Annotated in this window: 23 protein-coding genes and 1 rRNA gene; 9 read left to right on the top strand and 15 right to left on the bottom strand. The window is 69.4% G+C overall.

From position 1 onward, the window contains the following. Positions 1 to 93 (top strand): 5S ribosomal RNA (rrf, locus tag ACF1DX_RS20550); the annotation flags it as partial. Positions 94 to 143: 50 nt separating this feature from the next. Here rrf and ACF1DX_RS20545 read toward each other — a convergent pair. Both ACF1DX_RS20545 and ACF1DX_RS20540 read right to left on the bottom strand, forming a co-directional pair. Continuing rightward, on the bottom strand, positions 144 to 815 hold the full coding sequence (locus ACF1DX_RS20545) for a response regulator (protein ID WP_391792580.1): 672 nt from the start codon (positions 813 to 815) through the stop codon (positions 144 to 146). Continuing rightward, the gene (locus tag ACF1DX_RS20540) at positions 812 to 2,092 is read right to left on the bottom strand and encodes a sensor histidine kinase (RefSeq protein WP_391792579.1); all 1,281 of its coding nucleotides are present in this window, start codon (positions 2,090 to 2,092) and stop codon (positions 812 to 814) included. The genes ACF1DX_RS20545 and ACF1DX_RS20540 overlap by 4 nt, the downstream gene beginning before the upstream one ends. Positions 2,093 to 2,229: 137 nt before the next feature. Here ACF1DX_RS20540 and ACF1DX_RS20535 point away from each other — a divergent pair, with 137 nt between their 5' ends. Then, the gene (locus tag ACF1DX_RS20535; RefSeq protein WP_391792578.1) at positions 2,230 to 2,799 is read left to right on the top strand and encodes a GNAT family N-acetyltransferase; all 570 of its coding nucleotides are present in this window, start codon (positions 2,230 to 2,232) and stop codon (positions 2,797 to 2,799) included. Between the two features lie 8 nt (positions 2,800 to 2,807). Here ACF1DX_RS20535 and ACF1DX_RS20530 read toward each other — a convergent pair whose 3' ends face one another. From ACF1DX_RS20530 to ACF1DX_RS20495, 8 genes are all read right to left on the bottom strand, one after another. After that, positions 2,808 to 4,322, bottom strand: a complete 1,515-nt coding sequence (locus tag ACF1DX_RS20530) for a type IV secretory system conjugative DNA transfer family protein (RefSeq protein WP_391792577.1) — start codon at positions 4,320 to 4,322, stop codon at positions 2,808 to 2,810. An 11-nt stretch (positions 4,323 to 4,333) separates the two neighbouring features. Further along, positions 4,334 to 5,743 (bottom strand): ATP-binding protein, encoded by a 1,410-nt coding sequence (locus ACF1DX_RS20525; protein ID WP_391792576.1) that lies wholly within the window; start codon positions 5,741 to 5,743, stop codon positions 4,334 to 4,336. A gap of 13 nt (positions 5,744 to 5,756) precedes the next feature. Next, entirely contained in the window at positions 5,757 to 7,316 is a 1,560-nt protein-coding gene (locus tag ACF1DX_RS20520; RefSeq protein ID WP_391792575.1) for an SCO6880 family protein, read from the bottom strand. Then, a complete protein-coding gene (locus ACF1DX_RS20515) occupies positions 7,313 to 8,650 on the bottom strand; it encodes a hypothetical protein (protein WP_391792574.1) in 1,338 nt (445 codons plus the stop codon). Before ACF1DX_RS20515 ends, ACF1DX_RS20520 begins: the two co-directional genes overlap by 4 nt. Continuing rightward, on the bottom strand, positions 8,640 to 9,449 hold the full coding sequence (locus tag ACF1DX_RS20510; protein WP_391792573.1) for a hypothetical protein: 810 nt from the start codon (positions 9,447 to 9,449) through the stop codon (positions 8,640 to 8,642). The genes ACF1DX_RS20515 and ACF1DX_RS20510 overlap by 11 nt, the downstream gene beginning before the upstream one ends. Before the next feature lie 200 nt (positions 9,450 to 9,649). After that, the gene (locus ACF1DX_RS20505; protein ID WP_030829533.1) at positions 9,650 to 9,958 is read right to left on the bottom strand and encodes a hypothetical protein; all 309 of its coding nucleotides are present in this window, start codon (positions 9,956 to 9,958) and stop codon (positions 9,650 to 9,652) included. A gap of 275 nt (positions 9,959 to 10,233) precedes the next feature. Continuing rightward, positions 10,234 to 10,578: a DUF397 domain-containing protein gene (locus ACF1DX_RS20500; RefSeq protein ID WP_391792572.1), complete on the bottom strand. Its 345-nt coding sequence runs from the start codon at positions 10,576 to 10,578 to the stop codon at positions 10,234 to 10,236. Between the two features lie 11 nt (positions 10,579 to 10,589). Then, positions 10,590 to 11,462 carry a helix-turn-helix domain-containing protein gene (locus tag ACF1DX_RS20495; protein ID WP_391792594.1) on the bottom strand — a complete coding sequence of 291 codons (873 nt, stop codon included), beginning with the start codon at positions 11,460 to 11,462 and terminating at the stop codon, positions 10,590 to 10,592. 174 nt (positions 11,463 to 11,636) lie between these two features. Here ACF1DX_RS20495 and ACF1DX_RS20490 point away from each other — a divergent pair, with 174 nt between their 5' ends. From ACF1DX_RS20490 to ACF1DX_RS20470, 5 genes are all read left to right on the top strand, one after another. After that, positions 11,637 to 12,080: an ATP-binding protein gene (locus tag ACF1DX_RS20490; protein ID WP_391792571.1), complete on the top strand. Its 444-nt coding sequence runs from the start codon at positions 11,637 to 11,639 to the stop codon at positions 12,078 to 12,080. A 99-nt stretch (positions 12,081 to 12,179) separates the two neighbouring features. Further along, entirely contained in the window at positions 12,180 to 13,184 is a 1,005-nt protein-coding gene (locus ACF1DX_RS20485; RefSeq protein ID WP_391792570.1) for an NlpC/P60 family protein, read from the top strand. A gap of 211 nt (positions 13,185 to 13,395) precedes the next feature. Further along, positions 13,396 to 14,100 carry a phosphatase PAP2 family protein gene (locus ACF1DX_RS20480; RefSeq protein WP_391792569.1) on the top strand — a complete coding sequence of 235 codons (705 nt, stop codon included), beginning with the start codon at positions 13,396 to 13,398 and terminating at the stop codon, positions 14,098 to 14,100. A gap of 402 nt (positions 14,101 to 14,502) precedes the next feature. After that, on the top strand, positions 14,503 to 15,327 hold the full coding sequence (locus tag ACF1DX_RS20475; RefSeq protein WP_391792568.1) for a hypothetical protein: 825 nt from the start codon (positions 14,503 to 14,505) through the stop codon (positions 15,325 to 15,327). Between the two features lie 111 nt (positions 15,328 to 15,438). Then, positions 15,439 to 15,624 carry a hypothetical protein gene (locus ACF1DX_RS20470; protein ID WP_073934247.1) on the top strand — a complete coding sequence of 62 codons (186 nt, stop codon included), beginning with the start codon at positions 15,439 to 15,441 and terminating at the stop codon, positions 15,622 to 15,624. A gap of 9 nt (positions 15,625 to 15,633) precedes the next feature. On the opposite strand, the gene ACF1DX_RS20465 is transcribed toward ACF1DX_RS20470, so the two are convergent. Then, positions 15,634 to 16,038 carry a metal-sensitive transcriptional regulator gene (locus tag ACF1DX_RS20465; protein ID WP_391792567.1) on the bottom strand — a complete coding sequence of 135 codons (405 nt, stop codon included), beginning with the start codon at positions 16,036 to 16,038 and terminating at the stop codon, positions 15,634 to 15,636. 239 nt (positions 16,039 to 16,277) lie between these two features. Here ACF1DX_RS20465 and ACF1DX_RS20460 point away from each other — a divergent pair, with 239 nt between their 5' ends. Both ACF1DX_RS20460 and pitH read left to right on the top strand, forming a co-directional pair. Beyond that, positions 16,278 to 16,898, top strand: coding sequence for a DUF47 domain-containing protein (locus tag ACF1DX_RS20460; RefSeq protein ID WP_290001794.1), 621 nt, complete (start codon positions 16,278 to 16,280; stop codon positions 16,896 to 16,898). A 7-nt stretch (positions 16,899 to 16,905) separates the two neighbouring features. Continuing rightward, complete coding sequence (gene pitH / locus ACF1DX_RS20455; RefSeq protein WP_391792566.1) at positions 16,906 to 17,904, top strand: low-affinity phosphate transporter PitH; 999 nt, start codon at positions 16,906 to 16,908, stop codon at positions 17,902 to 17,904. Between the two features lie 332 nt (positions 17,905 to 18,236). On the opposite strand, the gene pstB is transcribed toward pitH, so the two are convergent. The 4 genes from pstB to pstS all read right to left on the bottom strand — a co-directional run bounded on the left by pstB (position 18,237) and on the right by pstS (position 22,345). Next, positions 18,237 to 19,013 carry a phosphate ABC transporter ATP-binding protein PstB gene (pstB, locus tag ACF1DX_RS20450; RefSeq protein WP_391792565.1) on the bottom strand — a complete coding sequence of 259 codons (777 nt, stop codon included), beginning with the start codon at positions 19,011 to 19,013 and terminating at the stop codon, positions 18,237 to 18,239. Positions 19,014 to 19,067: 54 nt separating this feature from the next. Next, positions 19,068 to 20,123: a phosphate ABC transporter permease PstA gene (gene pstA / locus ACF1DX_RS20445; RefSeq protein ID WP_391792564.1), complete on the bottom strand. Its 1,056-nt coding sequence runs from the start codon at positions 20,121 to 20,123 to the stop codon at positions 19,068 to 19,070. Next, positions 20,120 to 21,118 (bottom strand): phosphate ABC transporter permease subunit PstC, encoded by a 999-nt coding sequence (gene pstC, locus ACF1DX_RS20440; RefSeq protein WP_391792563.1) that lies wholly within the window; start codon positions 21,116 to 21,118, stop codon positions 20,120 to 20,122. Before pstC ends, pstA begins: the two co-directional genes overlap by 4 nt. 102 nt (positions 21,119 to 21,220) lie before the next feature. After that, positions 21,221 to 22,345, bottom strand: a complete 1,125-nt coding sequence (gene pstS, locus ACF1DX_RS20435; protein ID WP_391792562.1) for a phosphate ABC transporter substrate-binding protein PstS — start codon at positions 22,343 to 22,345, stop codon at positions 21,221 to 21,223. Between the last annotated feature and the right edge of the window lie 279 nt (positions 22,346 to 22,624).

Genomic DNA, 22,624 nt, shown 5'->3' with positions numbered 1-22,624 from the left:
ACGCCCGGTTACATTCCGAACCCGGAAGCTAAGCCTTACAGCGCCGATGGTACTGCAGGGGGGACCCTGTGGGAGAGTAGGACGCCGCCGAACAAATATTGGAGAAAGCCCCCGTGCCATTCGGCACGGGGGCTTTCTGCGTTTCAGGACGGCTCCACCAGTTTCGTGTCGTACGCCAGGATCACCGCCTGGATGCGGTCCCGTGAGCCGGTCTTCGCGAGTATCCGGCCCACGTGGGTCTTCACCGTGGACTCGGCCAGGTGGAGGCGGGTGGCGATCTCGGTGTTCGTCCAGCCCTTTCCGATGACGGTGAGGATCTCGCGTTCCCGCTCCGTGAGGGCGGACAGACGCGCGTCGGGGCGGGAGACGTCCACGGTGCCGTCGCCGACCGGCAGATGCCGGGCGTAGGCGTCGAGGAGACGGCGGGTGAGGCTGGGGGCGACGACCGCGTCCCCGGACGCCACGGAGCGGATGCCGGAGAGGAGTTCCTCCGGCCGGGCGTCCTTGACGAGGAAACCGGAGGCGCCCGCGCGGAGGCCGGCGTAGGCGTACTCGTCCAGGTCGAACGTGGTCAGGATGAGGACGCGGGTGCGGTCGCCGGTGGCGGCGATGCGGCGGGTCGCCTCGATGCCGTCCAGGCCGGGCATGCGGATGTCCATCAGGACCACGTCGGGGCGCAGTTCCGACGTCATGCGGATCGCTTCGCTGCCGTTCGACGCCTCGCCCAGGACCGTCATGTCGTCCTGGCTCTCCAGGAGCATGCGGAAGCCGAAGCGCTGGAGGGGCTGGTCGTCGGAGATGAGGACGGTGGTCACTGCGGGGTTTCCTCCGGAAGGTGGAGACGGACGCGCCAGCCCTGCTCGGGGTGCGGGCGTGGACCGGCCTCAAGTGTGCCGCCGTACAAGGCTGTTCGCTCGCGCATTCCGGGGATGCCACGGCCGTCGGACGGGGCGGAGGGCGGTGTGCCCTTTCCGGTGTCGGTGATGGTGACCGTGACGGCGCCCCCGTCCCCGTGGACGAGGGAGATCTCGGAGGTCGTTTCGGGGCCGGCGTGCTTGAGGGTGTTGGTGAGGGCTTCCTGGACGACCCGGAACACGGTGAGCTGGCGGCCCGGGGGGAGGGTCGCCCGGCCCTCGACACGGGTGTGGACGGGCAGGCCCGCGCTGCGGACGCCGTCGATGAGCTGGTCCAGGTCGGTGAGGCCGGGCTGAGGAGTCCGTTCGGCGGGGTGGGCGGTGTCGTCGTCGCGGAGGACGTCCAGAAGGCGGCGGAGCTCGCCGAGGGCCTGACGGCTGGTGGTGGCGATGGCGTCCAGGGCCTGGGCGGCGCGTTCCGGGGACTTGCCGGCCGCGTACCTGCCGCCGTCGGCGAGGCCCGTGATGACGGACAGGTTGTGGCCGATGATGTCGTGCATCTCGCGGGCGATACGGGCGCGTTCGGCGGCGGCGGCGAGCTGGGCCTGCTGGTCGCGTTCGGTCTCCAGGCGGCGGGCGCGGTCCTCCAGGGCCTCGGTGTAGTTCTGGCGGGTGCGGACCGTGATGCCGATGAGGACGGCCACGAGGACGGACGTCAGCTGGGAGCCGATCTGCTGGCTCCACTCGCCCTCGCCGTAGCGGGCCGCGGAGATCACCACGGGTGCGAGGACCAGGGCAGGGGCCCACCACAGATGGCGCAGGGAGAGGCGCAGGGTGATGTGGTAGACGACGACGAGCTGGAGGAGCGCCGCCTGGAGTGTGGCGCCGGACCAGGCGTTGACCAGGGCGAACGGGGCCATGGCGAGCAGGACCGCCGCGGGGTGGGCGCGGCGCCACAGGAGGGGGACGGACAGGCCGAGGCTCAGGGCGAGGAGGAGGGGGCCGGGCGCGTCCGGGTTGTGGGTGACGTTGCGCCAGCCGTCACCGGTGTAGTCGATGAGCGCGGCCGTCACCCAGAAGCCGGCGAAGGTCACGTCCCACGGCAGCGGGTGGCGCCGGTCGAAGGCGTGCACCCGCTGATTGACGCGTTGCAGGTACTGGGTGAGGGGCTCCGTCGTCCGTGTCCCCGCCGGTGTCCCCGTCGGTGGGGCCTCTCGGTCGTTCGTCACGAGGTCCATGGTGGTGGGTCCGTCCGCCGGTCGGGGCCGAGCCGTCTTTCCTGCGTCGATGATCGTCCGTGTGGGGGCGGGGGGCGTCGTACCGCGGGTCGTATTCCGGGTGAAGGCCGTGGTACCCCGGTACTACGGTGGCGGGGATGAGTACCAGTGCCAAGCCCGTCGACGACTGTGTGATCCGGCCGGTGCGCGCGGAGGAGTGGGTCGCGGCGAGGGAGTTGCGGCTCACCGCGCTGCGGGACCCGGTCGCGGACCTCGCCTACCTGGAGACCTACGAGGAGGCCGTGGCCCGGCCGGACTCGTTCTGGCAGGAGCGGACGGTGAGGGTCGCGGAGGACGCCGACGGGGCGCGGCAGTTCATCGCCGAGGTGAAGGACGGGAAGTGGGTCGGCAACGTCGTCGTGCTGATCGAGGAGGCCGGGTCGACGGACTGGGCCGGGTTCCCCGTGGAGCGGCGGCAGGGGCATCTGGTGGGGGTGTACGTGGCGCCCGGGTACCGGGGGAGCGGGCTGACCAAAGCGCTGTTCGACGCCGCGGTGGAGTGGGCGTGGGGGCGTGGCGCGGAGCGGGTGCGGCTCATCGTGCACCCGGAGAACGCGCGGGCGCTGGGCTTCTACCACAAGGCCGGGTTCGTGGAGAGCGGGGTGACCGTGCCGTTGGCGGACAAGCCGGGGGAGCGGGAGCTGGAGATGGTGGTCGGGCGACCGTAGCCGGAGGCTCAGACCGGTAGTTCGGTGTGGGGCCAGCGGGATCTGGCCTGTTCGCGGGAGCGGAGGAGGGCCAGGGTGGGCAGGCCGAGGTCCGTGCCGGTGGTGAGCAGGTCCGGGAGCTGGGGGAGCGGGGCCACGGCCGCCACGTCGTCCAGGACGAGGGTGAGTGGTGGGTCGAGCCGACCGGAGGATGACCGTTCGGCCATGCGCCGGCCGTGCTCGACCACGTGTGAGGCGAGGGCCGTCAGCAGGGGCATCGCGCCCGGACTGCTCCGGGGGTCCTCGATGGATTCACCCACGACATAAAGCGTGCCCCCTTCATGGACAAAGGAATCCAAGGCGAGGGCATCAGTTCGGTTGGGAGTGCAGGCCTCGCGGACGTTGACCGTGGAGAGTGCGGCCAGGGCGCGGGTGGTCAGCTGCTGGGCCATGTCCCGGCGTTCGGGGTGCGCCGTGAGGGCCGCCTCGAGTTCGCCGGCGGCGCCGGGGGCGGCCTTGGGGCTGGTACGGAGGATGCGTACGGCGTCGTGGACCTGGAGGCCCTGGGACCAGCGGTGGACGTGGCGGATCGTACGGCCGTCCACGGCGGCGGCGTGGACGTAGCTGCGGAGCAGGGTCTCCGCGGTGTCGCTGACCGCCTGGTCGAGGCGGGAGGTGGGGCGGACGGGGGCGAGGAGGGCCGCCGCGCGGTCTGCGGCTGTTCGTTTGTCCTCGCAGCCGGTGGTGGGGGACCAGTGGAGGCGGGCCGGGGTGTCGCAGAGGTGGGTGGGGTCGTAGAGGTGGGTGGGGCCGAGTTTGGCGCGGGCGTCCTTGGTGTCGTGCCAGAGGGTGGGGTTGGAGGTGAGGACGAGGGCGGGGCCCTCCGCGTCGCGTACGGCCTGGGTCGCGGTGGTGTGGCGGGTGGCCGGGGGGCCGTAGAGCAGTCCCGCGCCCTCGGTGCGGGGGGTTTCCCACCCGCTCGCCCGCCCGTCGTCGGCCATGAGCGCGGCCACGGGCTCTTCCCGCGCCGGAGTCTCCTCCTCGGGACCCCTCGGGGTCGGTACCTCGTGCAGGTGCTTCGGCGCCGGCTGCGGCTGCGGCTCCTGCTCGGGTTGCTGCGCCGGCTCCGGCCGCCGCGGCGCGCCCCCCGTCGCCCGTTCCGCCCGGCGTCGTGCCCGTACGGCTCTCCAGCGGGCCACCGTGCCCACGGTGAACACCGTCAGGACGGCCAGGATCATCAGCTGGCCGATGAGCAGGCCCCAGAAGAGGCCGTACCCCGAGAGGGCGGCCTCCGGGGTGTCCGGCCAGGCGGCGGGGAGGTCCTGCGGGTCGGTGACGAGGTGGCGCCCGGCCACCGGGGCGCGGGTGAAGGTGACGCCGGACGGCCAGTGGCCGTGGGCGAAGAGGCCCGCGAGGCCGGTGGCCGTCCACACCATGGCGGTCACGCCGATGAGGAACGCGAGGATGCCGATCAGCAGCCCGTCGGGGATGCCGCCGCCCCGGCCGCCGGCCCGGCCGTGCTCGCGGTGATCGTCCGGTCTCACGCGTGCTCCCTCTACGCCACCGTCGATTCGGAGTCACCGACGTGCTGTTCCACGAAGGCCGCCGCCCGTTCCTCCGCCTCCCGTTCGGCGGCGCGCAGGGCGTCGTCGGCGAAGTCGGCGGAGGACTCGGTCATCGCGCGGTCGGTGAAGACCAGCGGGCGTTCGGTCTCGGTGACCAGGTGTTTGACCACCTGGACGTTGCCGTTGACGTCCCAGACCGCGATGCCGGGGGTGAGCGTCGGGATGATCTCCACGGCCCACCTGGGCAGGCCCAGCACCCGGCCCGTCGCCCTCGCCTCGTCCGCCTTCTGGGCGTAGATGGTCCGGGTCGACGCCATCTTCAGGATGGCCGCCGCCTCCTTCGCCGCCGCCCCGTCCACCACGTCGGACAGGTGGTGGACGACCGCGACGAACGACAGGCCGAGCCGCCGCCCGAACTTCAGCAGCCGCTGGAACAACTGCGCCACGAACGGGCTGTTGATGATGTGCCAGGCCTCCTCGACCAGGAAGATGCGCTTCTTCCGGTCGGGGCGGATCCAGGTGTGCTCCAGCCACACGCCGACGATCGCCATCAGGATCGGCATGGCGATGGAGTTGCGGTCGATGTGGGACAGGTCGAAGACGATGAGCGGCGCGTCGAGGTCGATGCCGACGGTCGTCGGGCCGTCGAACATGCCGCGCAGGTCACCGTCGACCAGGCGGTCCAGGACCAGGGCGACGTCCAGGCCCCACGCCCGTACGTCGTCTATGGCGACGTTCATCGCCTCCGCCGACTCCGGTTCGGGGTGGCGCAGCCGCTCGACGATGTCGGAGAGGACCGGCTGGCGTTCGACGATGGTCTCGTTGACGTAGGCGTGCGCGACCTTGAGGGCGAAGCCGGACCGCTCGTCGAGGCCGTGCCCCATCGCGACCTCGATGATGGTCCGCAGCAGTGCGAGCTGTCCGGTCGTCGTGATCGACGGGTCGAGCGGGTTGAGCCGGATGCCGTGGTCCAGGGCGGCCATCGGGTCGAGGCGGATGGGGGTGATGCCCATTTCCTGCGCGACGAGGTTCCACTCGCCGACGCCGTCCTCGCCCTGCGCGTCCAGGACGACGACCTGGCGGTCGCGGAAGCGCAGTTGCCGCAGGACGTACGTCTTCTCCAGGGCCGACTTGCCGTTGCCGGACTCGCCGAGGACCAGCCAGTGCGGGGCGGGGAGCTGCTGGCCGTAGAGCTGGAAGGGGTCGTAGATGTAGCCCTTGCCGGAGTAGACCTCGCGGCCGATGATGACGCCGGAGTCGCCGAGGCCGGGGGCGGCGGTCGGGAGGTAGACCGCCTGCGCCTGGCCGGTGGACGTGCGTACCGGCAGCCGTGTCGTCTCGATCTTCCCGAACAGGAAGGACGTGAAGGCGTCGGTGACGACGGACAGCGGATCCCGCATATCGGCTCAGCCCCTACCTTCGGATGCCGGTGGCGAACGGAAGTGTGTTCACGAAGGCGCGGTGGTGCTCGCGGTCGCACCACTCCAGCTTCAGGTACGACTTTCCGGCCGACGCCCGTATGGTCCGCTTGTCGCGGGCCAGGGCCTCGGGGTTGCGGGAGGAGACGGTGATGTAGCCGACCAGGTTGACGCCGGCCGCGCCGCTGGCGAGGTCCTCGCCGCGCTGGTCCAGGCGGCTGTGGGCGGCCATGTCGCGCGGGTCGACGGTGCGGTTCATCTTGGCGGCGCGGGACGCCTCCGCCACGTCGTTGGTCTTCTCGGTCAGCATCCGCTCGATGGCGACCTCGGTGGGTTCGAGGTCCATGGTGACGGCGACCGTGCGGATCACGTCCGGGGTGTGGACGAGGAGGGGGGCCAGGAAGTTGACGCCCACCGGGGTCATCGGCCACTCCTTGATCCAGGCCGTGGCGTGGCACCAGGGGGCGCGGGTGGAGGACTCGCGGGTCTTGGCCTGGAGGTAGGTGGGCTCCATGGCGTCCAGCTCGGCCGGCCAGGCGTTGCGCTGCGTCATCGCCTGGATGTGGTCGATCGGGTGGTCCGGGTCGTACATGCCGTGGATCAGCGAGGACAGCCTGCTCTGGCCGAGCGGCTGCCGTACGCGGATGTCGGCCTCCTGGAGCCGGGAGCAGATGTCGGTCAGCTCACGGGCCATGACGACGGCGAGCCCCGCGTCCCGGTCCACCTTGCCGCCGCCCTGGCGGCGCATCGCCCGCGCCATGGCGTTGGCCTCGGCGGCCAGTTCGCGCGTGTAGTGCATGCAGGCGACGAGGTAGGCACGGTGCTGCTCGCTGCTGGTCGACACCATCGACTGGAGCTGGTCGTACGACTGCTGCAGCCACGCCGGTGACGTGTTGTCGCCGCGGACGGCGACGTCCTTGGCGTGCGCGTCGGGGTCGGCGGGCAGGGTGCGGGCCAGCATCTGGATGCGGGTGACGAAGCCGTCGCCGTTGGCGACGTGCTTGAGCAGGGTGCCGAAGCGGTCGACGAGGGCTTCCTGGTCCTCGGAGTCGCGCAGGCCGACGCCCGGTCCCTCGATCTCGATGGCGGCGGTGACGGTCTTGCGGTCCGCGTGCAGCAGTACGGCGATCTCGTCCGGGCCGAAGGGGGCGGCGAGCCAGGTGATCCTGCCGATTCCGGGCGGCGTCCCGATCTCCACCTCGCGGCCGTCCAGGCGGGTGCCCGCCTCGGCGGCGCCGGAGCGGTAGGTGGTGCCGCGGCGCACGGTGCGCTTGTAGGTGCGGTTGATCTCGAACCACTTGTAGAAGGTGCGGCCCTTGTACGGCACGTACACCGCTGACAGCGCCAGCATCGGGAGGCCCGCGAGCAGCACGATCCGCACGGACAGGACGGGGACGAGAAGCCCGCACATCATGCCGAGGAACGCGCCCAGGACGATCAGCGCGATCTCACCGGTCTCGCGATTACGGCCGACGATCGCGTTCGGCCGGGCCCGGCCGATCAGATACGTACGGCGGGGCGTGACCGGATGGGACAGGTGGGACTCGGTCGTCAACGCCCTTCACCTCCCGTGCTGTTGGTGCTGCTGTTGCGGGTGTTGCCGGCGTGGGGGGTGTTCACCGGGCTGCTGGAGCGGGGTGCGGGTGCGGTGGCCGCGCCGCCGTTCGACGGGCGTGAGCTGTGCGCGGCGACTCCGCCGGAGGCGGGGTTGGAGGGGCGGGGGCCGGTGGACTGGCCGCCGCTTCCGTGGTGGTTGTCGGCGCGGGTGCTGTGGGTCTTGATGCCCTGGGAGACCAGGCTCGCAGGGGAGCTCATGACCGCGGCGGCCTTGCTTTCGGCACCCTGCATGAGGCGGTTGTTGCGGGAGTTGGCCAGTTCGTCGCCGAAGCCGGGGACGAAGCGGTAGATCATCGCGGAGGCGAAGATGGCGAGCAGGATGATCGCCAGTCCGGAGACCACGGCGGAGAAGGCGCCGGGCCCGTCCTCGGCGGACAGTGCCCCGGCGAGGCCGAGGACGATCACGATGACGGGCTTCACGAGGATCACGGCGATCATGATGCCCGCCCAGCGGCGGACGTGGCCCCACAGGTTCTTGTCCACGAGGCCGGCGTAGACGACGGTGCCGAGGAGGGCGCCGACGTAGAGCAGGGCGGCGCGGATGACGAGCTCGAGCCAGAGGACGCCGGCGGCGAGGATCGACACGAGCGAGACGACGATCAGCATGATCGGGCCGCCGCCGATGTCGTCGCCCTTCTCGAGAGCGCCGGCGAACGTGCCGAAGAACGTGTCCGTCTGGGCGCCGGTCGCCTTGGCCAGGACCTCGGAGACGCCGTCGGTCGCCGATACGACGGTGTAGAGGATCAGCGGGGTGAAGGCGGAGGCGAGCACGGTCAGCCAGAGGAAGCCGATGGCTTCGGAGAGGGCGGTGGTGAAGGGGACACCGCGCACCGCCCGCTTGGTGACCGCGAGCAGCCAGAGCACGAGGGTGAGGATCGCCGACGCCGCGAAGACGATGGCGTACTGCTGACGGAACTGGGCGTTCGTGAAGTCGACGTTCGCGGTCTCGTCGACGGCTTTGCTGAGCTGCTTGATGGTCCAGGAGGCGGCGTCGGCGCAGCCCTGGGCGAGGGAGGCGAGGGGGTCGAGGGCGGTGGTGGGGTCGTTGAGGGTGGAGGAACCGCCGGTTGAGGTGCCGCCGCTTTCGCCTCGTTCGCAGTAGTCCTTGGCGGGGCCGACGATGAGGTCGCAGTTGTCGTCCGACGGCGTAGGGGTCGGGGTGGGCGACGGCGTGGGCGCCGCCGTGGCACGGGTCGCCAGCAGCAGGACAGAGGCTTGTACGGCTGCGAGGGCGGCGGCGATCCTGAGTACGAGGCGCGGGCTACCGGGCATAGGTGAAGCCTCCGTACTCCTGGACGGCCTTGGCCATCTCCTCGGCGGTGGACGCCTTCTCGTCTCCGGGGACGGGCGCGGGGCCGTCCTTCTGCGAGAAACTGTCGACCTTCCAGTCGTCGTCCGCCCAGTGCAGCTGGAGCGACATGGTGAACCAGTCGCTGGTGACCGGGTTGGTCGTCTTCTCGCCGGCCGTACCGAACACCCCCGTGCACCAGACCTCGATGGCGGCTGCGGTGTCCGAGTAGCTCGTGACCTTGGTGCCGACCGGCATGGTGCGCGAGATGTAAGGGTTGTCCGCCGCCGCGTTGCCGTTCTCGTCGAGACCGAGGTTGCTCAGGAATTCCTTGGTGTACGCCCGGTTGAAGCGGTCCTTGAGGGACGCCTGCTTGTCGGCGACGAAGACCTGGCGGACGATCTCTGTCCGTCGCGCGGGCTTGAGGATGTCGGCGGAGACCAGCGTCACCGCATAGTTCGCCGCCGCGCTCTCCGCCCCCTGCCGGTCGTGGGCGAAGCCCGACGGGATGCCGGACGCCTTCGTGTCCACCGGCTTCTCGCCCGACGGGGCCGTCGCCGCCGACTTGGGGGAGTCGCCGGAGCCGTCGCCCTCCTCCGCGGCGGAATCGCCGCCTCCACGGTTCGCGAAGGCGATCGCCGCGATCAGGAGGACCACCACGCCGACCACCGTCACCAGGCTGCGCGACGACGAACGGCCGCCTCTGCGCGCACCGCCGTACGGATCACCGCCCCGCTCCGGCATCCGGGTGCGGGTCTGGCCCGTGTCGTCTCCGAGACTCATGCCGCGTACGCCCCCTCAGCGTCGTGCGGAAACACCTCGTACTCCGCGTACTCCATGTACGACGGTAGCCGTGCTGGTCTCCGCGCGGGCGCGGTGTGGTGACTGGACATCAGGGAAACGCAACCTCAGCCGGTGGGCACGACGGGCGGGTGGGATGGAGGGGGCGCCGGGCGTGCCCGGCCGGGAGCGATGGAGCGGGGCTACACGGCCATTCCGTACACGATGGTGAACAGCGTGCCGAGCGAGCCGATGATGAAGACGCCCGTGAGCCCCGCGATGATGAGGCCCTTGCCCTGTTCGGCACTGAACGTGTCCCTCAACGCGGTGGCGCCGATGCGCTGTTTGGCCGCCCCCCAGATGGCGATACCCAGGCAGATGAGGATGGCGACCGCCATGACCACTTCGATCATGATCTTGGCTTCGTTGCCCAGGCTGCCGAAGGGGCCCCAATCCGGAGCGATCCCGCCGATAATGGTGTTGATGTCTCCCTCGTCGGCCGCGAAGAACATGTAAGTCACCGCCCCTGTATGGGTAGTTCTGTACCCCCTGCGTTGGTGCAGGGGTCAGACCTCATTGTCGCCGACGATGAGGCTGTCGCATGTCTACTTGGCGTCATCTGTTGGCGGGTTTCGTACGAATAGCTTGCCACCGGCGCGCGCCGTACTCCGGTAGGGGCGCGTTCCGATGGGTGAAGAGTCGTATCGTCACTCTGTGTATCACGCTGGGTGATTCTTCACAACGAACCGTGACGGCTTCCGTTCGGTATCGGAGCGCCCTGATCGAGCTATGCCGTGAAGTGGTCGAACTCGCCCGCGCGTACGCCCTGAACGAAGGCGTCCCAGCGGCGGCGGTCGGTGGTGACGGTGGGGGCGCCGGGGGCGTGGAGGCGGACGGTGCGGCCGTCGTCGTCGGCGGTGGTCACTTCGAGGGCGGGGGCCTGGGGGTCCCGGTGCGGTTCTCCCTTGAGGGAGTGGAGAAGGGTGCGGAAGGCGTCGGGGGTGGTGGTGAGGATCGCTCCGCCGGGGTCGGCGGACTCGGTTATGTGGATCCCGTCGGGGGTGGCGGCTACGTGCACGCAGGAGTCGCCCTCGCCGCAGTACGACGACTTCTGCCAGGTGAGCTGGGGCATCTCGGTTCCCTTCAGAGGTCTTGGGCGATGGTGTGGATGAGGTCCCGTGACTTCTCGGGGGTGAGGGCGCGAGTTTCCACCCGCTCCAGGACGGCGCGGTACTTGCCGAGCTGGGCCTCGGCATCGAGGAAGGTGGGGCCGTGTGACTGGTCGAGGTGGACCGTGTCGAGCTGGGGGACGGGCCCGCACGAGTAGAAGATCGACTGCCCCGACCCCGGGAAGCCTTCGGCGGCGAACGGGATCACCTTGATGGTGATGTGTTCCCGCTCGCTCATGTCCAGCAGGTGCCGCAGTTGTGCTCCGGCGATGGAGGAGCCCCCGAACTGCATGCGCAACGCGGCTTCGTGAATGAGGGCCAAGTACGGCGTCGGGTTGTCCCGGTAGATCACGGTCTGGCGCTTGATGCGGAACGAGACGCGGTGCTCGATGTCGGGCGGCGCGAGTTCGGGCACGACCTGACGGAACAGGGAACGGGCGTGATCGGTGGTCTGCAGAAGCCCGGGGATGTGGACGGTCACGGAGCCGCGCAGGTGGGTGGCGTGGTGCTCAAGCTCGGCCAGGTCGAGTAGCGCGGGCGACAGGAGGTTGCGGTACTCCTCCCACCAGCCGCGCCTGCGCTCGCCCGTCATTCCGGCGATGGCTTCGACGAGGGCCTTGTCGGCACAGTCGTAGTGGCAGGCCATGGCGCGGACGCGCTCGGGGCTCACGCCCGCTCGTCCCGCCTCTATGTTGCTGATCTGGTTCGGCTTGACGCCGAGGAGTTGACCGGCCTCGACGGCCGTCAGGCCCGCGCGCTCCCGGAGTTTGCGCAGTTCAGCGCCCAAGCGAAGCTGGCGACCCGTCGGATTGCTTCTCACGGGCTGGTCCGCCTCCTTGCCGTGCATGTCACTCACACGAGTGCAGTATGTGGGGTTTCGCTAGAACCGTGTAAAGGGTTTTACGTTTCCGGCTAGCTTAGTTGCAGGCGCCCCGCTCAGAAGCGCACCGATCGACGGGTCGGCATGCCACTGGGCAACCGTTCGCACTCACCCAACCGCCCTCACTGATCGGAGACTTCCATGTCCACCGTAGCCCCGCCCTGGTCCTACACCCTCCACCTCTCGCGCGATCCACGCTCACCGGGGATCGCCCGCTCGACCCTGCGGTCCGTACTGGCCGCCTACGAGCTCGGCGAACTCGCCCCCACGGCCGAACTGCTCGCCTCGGAGCTGCTGACCAACGCCCATCTGCACACCGGCGGCCCGTACGCGCTGCACATCCGGCCCATGGCGTCAGGTCAGCTCCGGGTGGGCGTCTGGGACAAGGATTCGACCATCCCCTCCGGGCTGGGCGCCGGCTTCGCCCACGGCGTCATGCCGCACGAAGCCTCGGAGAGCGGACGGGGCCTGGCCCTCGTACGGGCGTACGCCGACGCCTGGGGCGCATCGCTGCTGGGCGAACCGGGAGGGCCCTCCGGAGGGAAGGTGCTGTGGGCGGAATGCGGCTGGAGCGGCCTGCCGTAGCAACCGCGCCAAAGTCCTCTGTGATCATTCCGAAGGACGGGTGCCACCTCTACACTGACGTGCGGCGGTGGACTGCCGGACGACGAGGGGCGGTTGACGATGCGCAAGGCATGGATCGCGGCGGGGATCGCCGTCAGTTCCGCGCTCGCCTTCGTGATGCTGCTCGTCGTCGGGGTCTACGTCATCGCCGGGAACCTCGTCAACGGAGTGGGCGGCGGGGCGGCCAAGACCCTGGCCAAGGGGAGCGTGCCGGCCGCGTATCAGGCGCTCGTGCAGAAGTGGGGCAACCACTGCCCCGCCATCAACCCGGCCCTGCTCGCCGCCCAGCTCTACCAGGAGAGCGGATTCAACCCGAAGGCGCAGAGCCACGCCGCGGCGCAGGGCATCGCCCAGTTCATCCCCGGCACATGGGCCACGCACGGGATCGACGGAGACGGGGACGGGGACCGTGACGTGTGGGACCCGAAGGACGCGATTCCGTCGGCGGCGGCGTACGACTGCGCGCTCGCGTCCTATGTGAAGGACGTCGGCGGGAACCTGACCGAAAACATGCTCGCCTCGTACAACGCGGGGGCGTACGCGGTGATCAAGTACGGGGGTGTTCCGCCGTACGAGGAGACGCAGAACTACGTCAAGCGGATCCGGGCGCTGGAGGAGAGCTTCGCCGCGCCGGTGGGGCGGGTCGATCCGTCGAAGCAGGCCGCCGGGGCCATCGCGTACGCGCAGAAGAAGCTCGGGACGCTGTACCTGTGGGGCGGTAACGGCACGCCTGAGCAGGGAGGACGGTTCGACTGCTCGGGGCTGACCAAGGCGGCGTACGAGAGCGTGGGGATCACGCTGCCGCGAGTGGCCAACGACCAGTACAACGCGGGGCCGCATCCGAAGCGGGACGAACTGCTGCCGGGTGATCTGGTGTTCTTCTCGGACGACCTCACCAATTCCCGGGCCATCCGGCATGTGGGTATTTATGTCGGCGGCGGGTACATGATCGACGCGCCCCGGACCGGGGCCGTGATCCGATTCGACCCGATCGACACTCCTGACTACTTTGGTGCCACCCGGGTCACCGAGGATGGCGCGAAAGCACTGCCCACCACGGTGTGAGCGGAGCGTCAACCCGCCCCCTGAGCTGCGGAGACGTATCTCTCTTCGATAACGTCTGCGTGATCATTCGGTGGAGTGTGGAACGTATCAACGGGGGCCGTGCGTTCCTGTTGTCGTAGCCGATCGGACGAGCGGATCTACAAACCACGGGGGTGGCGGGAGCGGCGTGCGAACTGTGCGTCGGAAGATATGACGAAGGGGCCGCAGCGCTATGGCTGGACTCGCCGATTCCGGGTCGAACCCCGACGTCGACCTGCTGTATGACATCAATGGCCTGGCGAAGGCCGCACCGACGTGGTTCGACCATGTGATGGAGTTCGTGGGCGAGTTCGGCCTGCTCTTCGCCCTGGTGGGACTGCTGGTGTGGTGCTGGTGGGGTGTCAGGCGGCGGGGCGGCGAGGACGCGGCTCCGGCCGTGGCGGGCCTGGTGTGGGCCCCGCTCGCGGCGGGCGTCGCCGTGCTGGTGAACGTGCCGATACGTGGGTTCGTGGAAAGGCGGCGTCCGTTCCTCGACCATGAGGGGCTCGAGGTCCTGGTCGACGGGAAGAACGACTACTCGTTCGTGAGCGATCACGCGACGCTCTGCATGGCGTTGGCGGTGGGGTTGTTCCTGGTCAACCGGCGGCTCGGGATCGTCGGGCTGGTGCTGGGGTTGCTGGGCGGGTTCATCCGGGTCTACATGGGTGTGCACTATCCGACGGACGTCGTGGGCGGGCTCGCGCTCGGTACGGCGGTCGCGTTGCTGTTGTCGCCGCTCGCGATGGCGTTGCTGACACCGCTGATGCGGGCGGTCGAGCGGTCGCCTCGGGGTGGGTGGCTGGTTTCCGCTCGGCGGAAGGCCGAGCGGGGACGGGTTGCTCCGGGGGCCTCGCGGAGTGGGGCGCCGGGGGCGGAGCAGCGGGACCTGGCGGCCTGAGCCGGCTTCTGCTGCTGGGGGGGTGCGCGGCTCGGCGCTTACGGGGTGCCTCCCCCACTCTCGGCTCCGCTCGAGCGGGAGGTGCCCCCACCGCCCACCCGTGCCGCCCTGGGGGTACCTCCCAGGCCTTTAAGGCACTGGGGGAGGCACGATTGCCCGCAGTTACGTGTAGTTGCGTCACTCGCCCGTGTGGTTCGCGGCGTCTTTTCTGGCCTGGCTTCTGGCTCTTCTGGCCGGGCCCCGCCAGCCGCAGGTGCAGTGGGCTGTGCAGAAGGGGCCCTGTTCGGTGGTGGTCGTGGTGTGGGAAGCGGGGGGCGGGGCGTCGTCCTGGTGCGGCACGTCGACCACGGTAGCGCCCTGATCGCCGGCGTGACGGGGTCATTTATCGGTCGTTAACCGGGCATGGCTCGGATGCGCGGCGTGGTGGCTGGGATCGGGGTGGTGTGCTGTCTGGGGCTCGGTGGCGTGAGTTGTGCGAGAAGTGACGCCTTGAGCCAAGGGGCTCCCGTCGGGGATCCGGTGCGAGTGCTGAGAGGGGCCGCCGACGCGCTCGTGGACGCCGGGAGTTCCAGGGCGACCACCTCCCTGGAGATGGCGGCCGGCGGGACCCGGGTCACCATCCGGGGCGAGGGCGTGTACGACTACCGCAGGCGGCTCGGGCGGCTGAAGGTGCTGCTGCCGAAGGATCCGGCCGGGAAGGTCGTCCGGCGGCCCATCACGGAACTGCTCGCCCCCGGCGCGCTCTTCATGAAGAACCGGGGGGCCGGGGTGCCCGCCGACAAGTGGGTGCGGGTGGACACCGGGACGCTGTCCGACGGGAACCTCGTCACCGGCGGGGCGACCGATCCGTTCGCCGCCGCCGAGGTGCTGCGCGGGACACGGTCGGCGACGTTCGTCGAGCGGACCGAGGTCGCGGGGGCGAAAGTGCGCCACTACCGGGGGACCGCCGACCTGCGGCACGCCTCGCGGGACGCCTCGGGCGCGAACCGGGAGGCGCTGGGCGCGGCGGCGAAAGGGTTCGCCACCGCGCGGGTGCCGTTCGACGTCTACCTCGACGACGAGGGGCGGATCCGCAAACTCCGGCACCGGTTCAGCTTCGTCAACGGCCGGCAGGACGAGCCCGTCGCGGTCGCCTCGACCACACTGCTGTACGACTTCGGGGCCCCGGCCGACGTACGGCTTCCCGGGGGCGAGGACATCTACGCGGGCCGGATCGCCGCGGAGTGAGCCGGGGGGAGGGGGAAGGCCGGGAGTGACCGGCCTGAACTAGCCCTTCCGTGCCATGCGCGGCGTGTAGGGCGCTCCCTACTCTAGGAAGTCGGTGACGACAGAGGTGAGGTGAGGCGCGTGGCACCGCTCGGCGGTGGGACGGTTCCGGTGCAGGACCACGTGGCGCTCGCCGAGATCGAACTCTGCGGGGAGCTGATCATCGCCGCCTCCAACGCCGAGGAGCGGCTCAGCCTGGAGAGCATCGACGAGGTGCTGCGGGTGGCCGAGGCGCGGGCGGAGCCGGACCGTCCCTGACGCGGCCGGTCAGGTCCGGAGCATGCGGGCGATGGCCTGCGTCGCCTCCTTGACCTTCGCGTCGATCTCGTCGCCGCCCTTGACGGCCGCGTCCGCGACGCAGTGGCGCAGGTGCTCCTCCAGCAGTTGCAGCGCGAACGACTGCAGCGCCTTGGTGGAGGCGGACACCTGGGTGAGTATGTCGATGCAGTAGACGTCCTCGTCGACCATGCGCTGCAGGCCGCGGATCTGGCCCTCGATGCGGCGCAGGCGTTTGAGGTGCTCCTGCTTCTGCTTGTGGTAGCCGTGGATGCCGCGGTCGTGATCGGTCACGATGTCCGTCACGTCCGTCACGTCCGTCACGTCCGTCGCGTCCGTTACGTCCGTCACATCCGGAGTGGAGGGCGCGTCCGCGCCGGTCTCGGTGGTCGTCATCGCGTCCTCCTGGTGCACTGACGGGCGACACATACCCCTGGTGGGTATATGGTAGCGAATTTTGCTGGGTATAGGCCTCTTGGCCGATGACGTGCGCAGCGGCCGGAAACGGACCTCGGACCGCCCTCGTACTCATCACTCTGCCCGATGGGCGACACTGGTGGGCGGCCCGCTCGTCGTGGCCGGATGATGCGCCTAGCATCAGCCTGACCGAAACCGATGCTCACTGAGGACCCCACGTGCGCTTTCGTCTGACCCCCAGGGAGACGAGCTTCTACGACATGTTCGCCGCGTCCGCGGACAACATCGTCACGGGCTCGAAACTCCTGATGGAACTGCTCGGGGCGGACCCCTCCGCCCGGGCCGAGATCGCAGAGCGTATGCGGGCCGCGGAACACGCAGGTGACGACGCCACGCATGCGATCTTCCACCAGCTGAACTCCTCGTTCATCACGCCGTTCGACCGTGAGGACATCTACGCCCTGGCGTCCTCCCTCGACGACATCATGGACTTCATGGAGGAGGCCGTCGACCTGGTCGTCCTCTACAACGTCGAGGAGCTGCCCAAGGGTGTCGAGCAGCAGATCGAGGTCCTGGCGCGGGCGGCGGAGCTGACCGCGGAGGCCATGCCGCACCTGCGCACCATGGAGAACCTCACCGAGTACTGGATCGAGGTCAACCGGCTGGAGAACCAGGCCGACCAGATCCACCGCAAGCTGCTGGCCCACCTCTTCAACGGCAAGTACGACGCGATCGAGGTGCTGAAGCTCAAGCAGATCGTGGACGTACTGGAGGAAGCGGCCGACGCCTTCGAGCACGTGGCGAACACGGTGGAGACCATCGCCGTCAAGGAGTCCTGAGCACTTCATGGACACCTTCGCTCTGGTCGTGACCATCGGCGTCGCGCTCTTCTTCACGTATACGAACGGCTTCCACGACTCGGCGAACGCGATCGCCACGTCCGTGTCGACGCGGGCGCTGACGCCCCGGGCGGCGCTGGCGATGGCGGCCGTGATGAACCTCGCCGGCGCGTTCATGGGCTCCGGGGTCGCCAAGACCGTCAGTGAGGGGGTGATCCAGACACCCGAGGGGTCGAAGGGGATGGGGATCCTCTTCGCCGCGCTGGTCGGGGCGATCGTCTGGAACCTGATCACCTGGTACTTCGGACTGCCGTCGTCGTCGTCGCACGCGCTGTTCGGGGGCATGGTCGGGGCCGCGCTGGCCGGGGGGACGACCGTCTACTGGGACGGGGTGGTCGACAAGATCGTCATCCCGATGTTCGTGTCGCCGGTCGTCGGTCTGCTCGCCGGGTACCTGGTGATGACCGTGATCCTGTGGATCTTCCGGCGGGCCAATCCGCACAAGGCCAAGCGGGGGTTCCGGATCGCGCAGACCGTTTCCGCGGCGGGGATGGCGCTGGGACACGGTCTGCAGGACGCGCAGAAGACGATGGGCATCGTGGTGATGGCGCTGGTCATCGCGGATGTCGAGGACTACGGCGATCCGATTCCGGTGTGGGTGAAGATCGCTTGTGCGGTGATGCTGTCCGCGGGGACGTACGCGGGCGGGTGGCGCATCATGCGGACGCTGGGGCGGAAGATCATCGAGCTTGATCCGCCTCAGGGGTTCGCCGCGGAGACGACGGGTGCGTCGATCATGTTCGGGTCGGCGTTCCTGTTCCACGCGCCGATCTCCACGACGCATGTGATCACTTCGGCGATCATGGGTGTGGGGGCGACGAAGCGGGTCAACGCCGTGCGGTGGGGGGTGGCCAAGAACATCGTTCTCGGGTGGTTCATCACCATGCCGGCGGCGGCTGCGGTGGCCGCGTTGTCGTTCGGGCTGGTGAATCTGGCTGTGCTGTAGCCGTGCCGCCGTACTCCGCGGGCAATCGTGTCGCGTAGCCGCGGGCAGTCGTGCCGCAGGGCGATGGGGGAGGGGGTGGGCGCGACGGCACCCCGCTCACGCCGGGCTGCGTGACACCCCCCGGCTCAGCCGACCCCGGTGCCTGCTGGGCGGGGGTGGGTTTCGCTGGCCGGCGCTTGCCGGGCGCCGTCGCGCCCACCCGTGCCGCCCCAGCGGCACGACTGCCCGCGGCTATGCAGGTACGTGAAAGGGCCCGCCCCCGGGAGCCGGGGGCGGGCCCTTTTGTGCCTCGCGGTGGCACCGCCATGCAGCACCGCGAGGAGTTCCACGGTCTAGCCGAAGCGGCCGGAGATGTAGTCCTCCGTGGCCTGAACCGACGGGTTGGAGAAGATGCGCTCCGTGTCGTCGATCTCGATCAGCTTGCCGGGCTGGCCGACGGCCGCCAGGTTGAAGAAGGCGGTGCGGTCGGAGACACGCGCCGCCTGCTGCATGTTGTGCGTCACGATGACGATCGTGAACTGCTCCTTCAGCTCGCCGATCAGGTCCTCGATGGCGAGGGTGGAGATCGGGTCCAGGGCGGAGCAGGGCTCGTCCATGAGGAGGACCTTCGGCTCCACCGCGATCGCCCGCGCGATGCACAGACGCTGCTGCTGGCCGCCGGAGAGGCCGGAGCCCGGCTTGTTCAGGCGGTCCTTGACCTCGTTCCAGAGGTTGGCGCCCTTGAGGGACTTCTCGACGACGTCGTCCAGCTGGGACTTCTTGTACTTTCCGTTCAGGCGCAGGCCCGCCGCCACGTTGTCGTAGACCGACATCGTCGGGAACGGGTTCGGGCGCTGGAAGACCATGCCGACCTCGCGGCGCACGGACACCGGGTCGATGCCGACGCCGTAAAGGTTCTCGTCGTCGAGCATGACCTTGCCGTCCACCCGGCCGCCGGGGGTGACCTCGTGCATGCGGTTGAGCGTGCGCAGGAAGGTGGACTTGCCGCAGCCGGACGGGCCGATGAAGGCCGTCACGGAGCGGGGCTCGACGGTCATCGAGATGTCCTCGATGGCCAGGAACGAGCCGTAGTAGGCGTTGAGGCCGCTGACATCGATGCGCTTGGCCATGGAAATCACTGCTTCTTTCGGGAAAGTCTTGCGATCGGTCGCTGTATGGCCGCGTCAGCGACCGGTCTTCGGGGCCTTCCAGCGGGCGATGCCGCGGGCCGCGAGGTTGAGGATCATCACGAAGGCGATCAGGGTGAGAGCCGCGGCCCAGGCACGGTCGTACGCCGGTTCCGAACCCGCGCTGTTCGCGTACTGCTGGTAGACGTACAGCGGCAGCGACGCCTGCGCCCCGTCGAAGGGGTCGTTGTTGATGAACGGGTTGCCGAACACCAGCAGCAGGACGGGTGCGGTCTCACCGGCGATACGGGCGACCGCCAGCATCACACCGGTGGTGATACCGCCGACCGCCGTCGGCAGGACCACCTTCAGGATGGTGCGCCACTTGGGCACGCCCAGCGCCAGGGACGCCTCACGCAGCTCGTTCGGGACGAGCTTGAGCATCTCCTCCGTGGAGCGGACCACGACCGGCATCATCAGGATCGCGAGGGCGAGTGCGCCCGCGAAGCCGGAGAAGCCCAGGTCGAAGATCAGCAGGAGGCTGAGGATGAACAGACCGGCGACGATCGACGGGATGCCGGTCATCACGTCGACGAAGAAGGTGACGGCGCGGGCCAGGTGACCGCGGCCGTACTCGACCAGGTAGATCGCGGTGAGCACGCCGATCGGCGCGGCGATCAGGGTGGCGATGCCGACCTGCTCCACGGTGCCGATGATGGCGTGGTAGATGCCGCCGCCGGGCTCGGTGTCGGCGACGACGCCCATGGAGTGGCTCAGGAAGTAGCCGTCGAGGACCTTCACACCGCGGGAGACGGTCGTCCACACCAGGGAGACCAGCGGCACCACGGCGAGCAGGAAGGCGACCCAGACCAGCGAGGTCGCGACGCGGTCCTTGGCCTGGCGCTTGCCCTCGACGCCGGCGGCGATGAAGTACGTACCGAGGACGAAGAGCAGCGCGGCGATCAGGCCCCACTGGACCCTGCTCTCGATGCCGGTGGCCAGGCCGAGGCCGATGGAGACGGCGAGCGAACCCGCGGCGATGGCCCAGGGGGACCACTTCGGCAGCCGGGCGCCCTGGAGCGTGCTCGGGTGCTGGACGGTCGTGGTGCTCATGCGTTGGCCCCCGAGTACTCCTTGCGGCGGGCGATGATCATGCGGGCCGCGCCGTTGACCAGCAGGGTGATGACGAACAGGACGAGACCGGAGGCGATCAGCGCGTCACGGCCGAACTCGTCCGCCTCGCCGAACTTGCTGGCGATGTTCTGGGCGAAGGTGCCGCCGCCCGCGTTGAGCAGGCTGCCGTGGATCAGGAAGTCCGGGGAGAGCACGGTGGCGACGGCCATCGTCTCGCCGAGCGCGCGGCCGAGGCCGAGCATCGAGGCGGAGATCACACCGGAACGGCCGAAGGGCAGCACCGACATCCGGATGACCTCCCAGCGCGTGGCGCCGAGAGCCAGGGCGGCCTCTTCGTTCATCCGCGGGACCTGCCGGAACACCTCACGGCTCACGTTGGTGATGATCGGCAGGATCATGATCGCGAGCAGGATGCCGACGGTGAGCATCGAGCGGGCCGGCCCTTCCTCCCACGAGAAGATGCCGGTCCAGCGGAAGTAGTCGTTCAGCCAGCCGAAGAGGCCGTTCATGTGCGGTACGAGGATCAGGGCGCCCCACAGGCCGTACACGATGGACGGTACGGCGGCGAGCAGGTCGATCACGTAGGCGATCGGGCCGCTCAGCCTGCGCGGGGCGTAGTGGGTGAGGAACAGCGCGATGGCGACGGCGATCGGGACCGCGATGACCATGGCGATGACCGAGGAGACGACCGTGCCGTAGGCCAGGACCGCGATGCCGAAGACCGGCTCGGTGCCGCCGGTGTTCCACTCGAAGGTCGTGAGGAAGTTGCCCTCGTTCTTGCTGATGGCGACGGCGGCACGCCAGGTGAGGAAGACCGCGATGGCGGCCATGATCACCAGCAGGAAGATGCCCGAGCCGCGGGCGAGACCGAGGAAGACGCGGTCTCCGGGACGGGTGGCGCCGCGGACGGTGCGCTTCTGCTCGGCCACGGTCGGCTGTGGTGGGAGAGGAGGTGTCTTGGTGGTTATGTCCATCGGGTTCTCCGGTCTGCGGCGCCCCGCTGTGCGCGGGGCTCCTGGCGGCGGTGCACCGGACGGTGCGGCCCGGCCCCGCGGGGACCGGGCCGCACACTCGGGTCAGCTCAGGCCGGCGATGGTGCTGCGGACCTTGGTGATGATCTCGTCGGGCATGGGGGCGTAGTCGTTGTCGGCGAGGACCTGCTGGCCGTCCTCGCTGGCGATGTAGTTGAGGAACGCCTTGACGGTCGGCAGGCTCTCCGCCTTGTTGCCCTTGTCGCAGACGATCTCGTAGGTGACCAGGGTGATCGGGTAGGCGCCCTCGGCCTTGGTGGCGTAGTTCAGCTCCAGGGCCAGGTCCTTGCCGGTGCCGACGACCTTGGCGTCCGCGATGGCCTTGGTGGCACCCTCGACCGAGGCCTGGACGGGCTCGGAGGCGCCCGTGTCGATGGCGACCACGGAGGAGCCCTTGGCGTAGGAGAGCTCCATGTAGCTGATCGCGCCGTTGGTCTGCTTGACCTGCTGGGCGACACCGGAGGAGCCGGACGCGGACTGGCCGCCGGGGGCCGTCCAGGCCTTGCCGCCCTCGTACTTCCAGTTCTCCGGGGTGGTCTTGATCAGGTACTTGGTGAAGTTGTCCGTGGTGCCGGAGTCCTCGGAGCGGTGGAACGCCTGGATCTTCAGGTCGGGGAGCTTGGCGTCGGGGTTCAGCTTCGCGATCGCCGGGTCGTTCCAGTTCTTGATCTTGTCGCTGAAGATCTTCGCCAGGGTCGGCGCGTCCAGGACGAGGTTGTCGACACCCTCGAGGTTGTACGCCACGGCGATCGGGCCGCCGACCATCGGCAGGTCGATGCCCTGGCCGCCGGAGCAGACCTCCTTGGTGGCGGTGATCTCCTCGGGGTCCAGCGCGGAGTCCGAGCCGGCGAAGCCGACCGTGCCCTGGGTGAACGCGGTGATGCCGGCGCCGGAGCCGCCACCCTTGTAGTTGATCTGAACGCCCTTGCACGCGGCGGCGAACTGCTTCACCCACGCGTCGATCGCGTTCTTCTGCGCGGACGAGCCGTCGGCGAGGAGCTGGCCACTGGCGCCGTCACACTTGATGTTGCCGGCCTGCGTGCTCGTGGTGGCATCGCCGCTGCCGTTGTCACCAGTGTCGTCGGAGCCGCACGCCGTGAGGGCCAGGGCGCCGGAGACGGCGAGAGCACCGAGAGCGAGGGCCCGCCGGTTCTTGCGCTGAAGCTTCACTTAAGGGAGTTCCTTCCAGGAGCCGCCGTCCTGAATTCGGCGGCGTGCGAGGAGTGGCGTTGAAGACGAACAAGCCTGGGTGATACAGACGCGCTTTCGGGCTGCGCTCCGTATCGGTAAGGCCGAAATTAGGCAGATCAGGTGAAGCTGCCGATGGGCGTAAATGAACGTGGGGTGAACCCCTGCGGACGGTGCGGTGAGGTCACGGAACGCTTACGTCGAGGACACGGGCCGATCCCGTCCTGGAGACCCGTGGCGTACGCGGTATGCCGCGCCGTG

The organism is Streptomyces sp. NPDC014676, from assembly GCF_043084105.1.
Lineage (GTDB): Bacteria > Actinomycetota > Actinomycetes > Streptomycetales > Streptomycetaceae > Streptomyces.
The sequence above is the reverse complement of the archived record's forward strand: the minus strand, read 5'-3'. Positions and strand labels throughout refer to the sequence as shown.

Bases quoted from the DNA above. Each gene is read 5' to 3' on its own strand.
- ACF1DX_RS20475 (WP_391792568.1), top strand. From the start codon at position 14,503: ATGGCTCGGATGCGCGGCGTGGTGGCTGGGATCGGGGTGGTGTGCTGT.
- pstC (WP_391792563.1), bottom strand. From the start codon at position 21,118: ATGGACATAACCACCAAGACACCTCCTCTCCCACCACAGCCGACCGTG.
- ACF1DX_RS20500 (WP_391792572.1), bottom strand. From the start codon at position 10,578: ATGCCCCAGCTCACCTGGCAGAAGTCGTCGTACTGCGGCGAGGGCGAC.
- ACF1DX_RS20535 (WP_391792578.1), top strand. From the start codon at position 2,230: ATGAGTACCAGTGCCAAGCCCGTCGACGACTGTGTGATCCGGCCGGTG.
- ACF1DX_RS20465 (WP_391792567.1), bottom strand. From the start codon at position 16,038: ATGACGACCACCGAGACCGGCGCGGACGCGCCCTCCACTCCGGATGTG.
- ACF1DX_RS20525 (WP_391792576.1), bottom strand. From the start codon at position 5,743: ATGCGGGATCCGCTGTCCGTCGTCACCGACGCCTTCACGTCCTTCCTG.
- ACF1DX_RS20510 (WP_391792573.1), bottom strand. From the start codon at position 9,449: ATGAGTCTCGGAGACGACACGGGCCAGACCCGCACCCGGATGCCGGAG.
- pstB (WP_391792565.1), bottom strand. From the start codon at position 19,013: ATGGCCAAGCGCATCGATGTCAGCGGCCTCAACGCCTACTACGGCTCG.
- pitH (WP_391792566.1), top strand. From the start codon at position 16,906: ATGGACACCTTCGCTCTGGTCGTGACCATCGGCGTCGCGCTCTTCTTC.
- ACF1DX_RS20495 (WP_391792594.1), bottom strand. From the start codon at position 11,462: ATGCACGGCAAGGAGGCGGACCAGCCCGTGAGAAGCAATCCGACGGGT.
- ACF1DX_RS20490 (WP_391792571.1), top strand. From the start codon at position 11,637: ATGTCCACCGTAGCCCCGCCCTGGTCCTACACCCTCCACCTCTCGCGC.
- pstA (WP_391792564.1), bottom strand. From the start codon at position 20,123: ATGAGCACCACGACCGTCCAGCACCCGAGCACGCTCCAGGGCGCCCGG.
- ACF1DX_RS20515 (WP_391792574.1), bottom strand. From the start codon at position 8,650: ATGCCCGGTAGCCCGCGCCTCGTACTCAGGATCGCCGCCGCCCTCGCA.
- ACF1DX_RS20485 (WP_391792570.1), top strand. From the start codon at position 12,180: ATGCGCAAGGCATGGATCGCGGCGGGGATCGCCGTCAGTTCCGCGCTC.
- ACF1DX_RS20505 (WP_030829533.1), bottom strand. From the start codon at position 9,958: ATGTTCTTCGCGGCCGACGAGGGAGACATCAACACCATTATCGGCGGG.
- ACF1DX_RS20540 (WP_391792579.1), bottom strand. From the start codon at position 2,092: ATGGACCTCGTGACGAACGACCGAGAGGCCCCACCGACGGGGACACCG.
- ACF1DX_RS20480 (WP_391792569.1), top strand. From the start codon at position 13,396: ATGGCTGGACTCGCCGATTCCGGGTCGAACCCCGACGTCGACCTGCTG.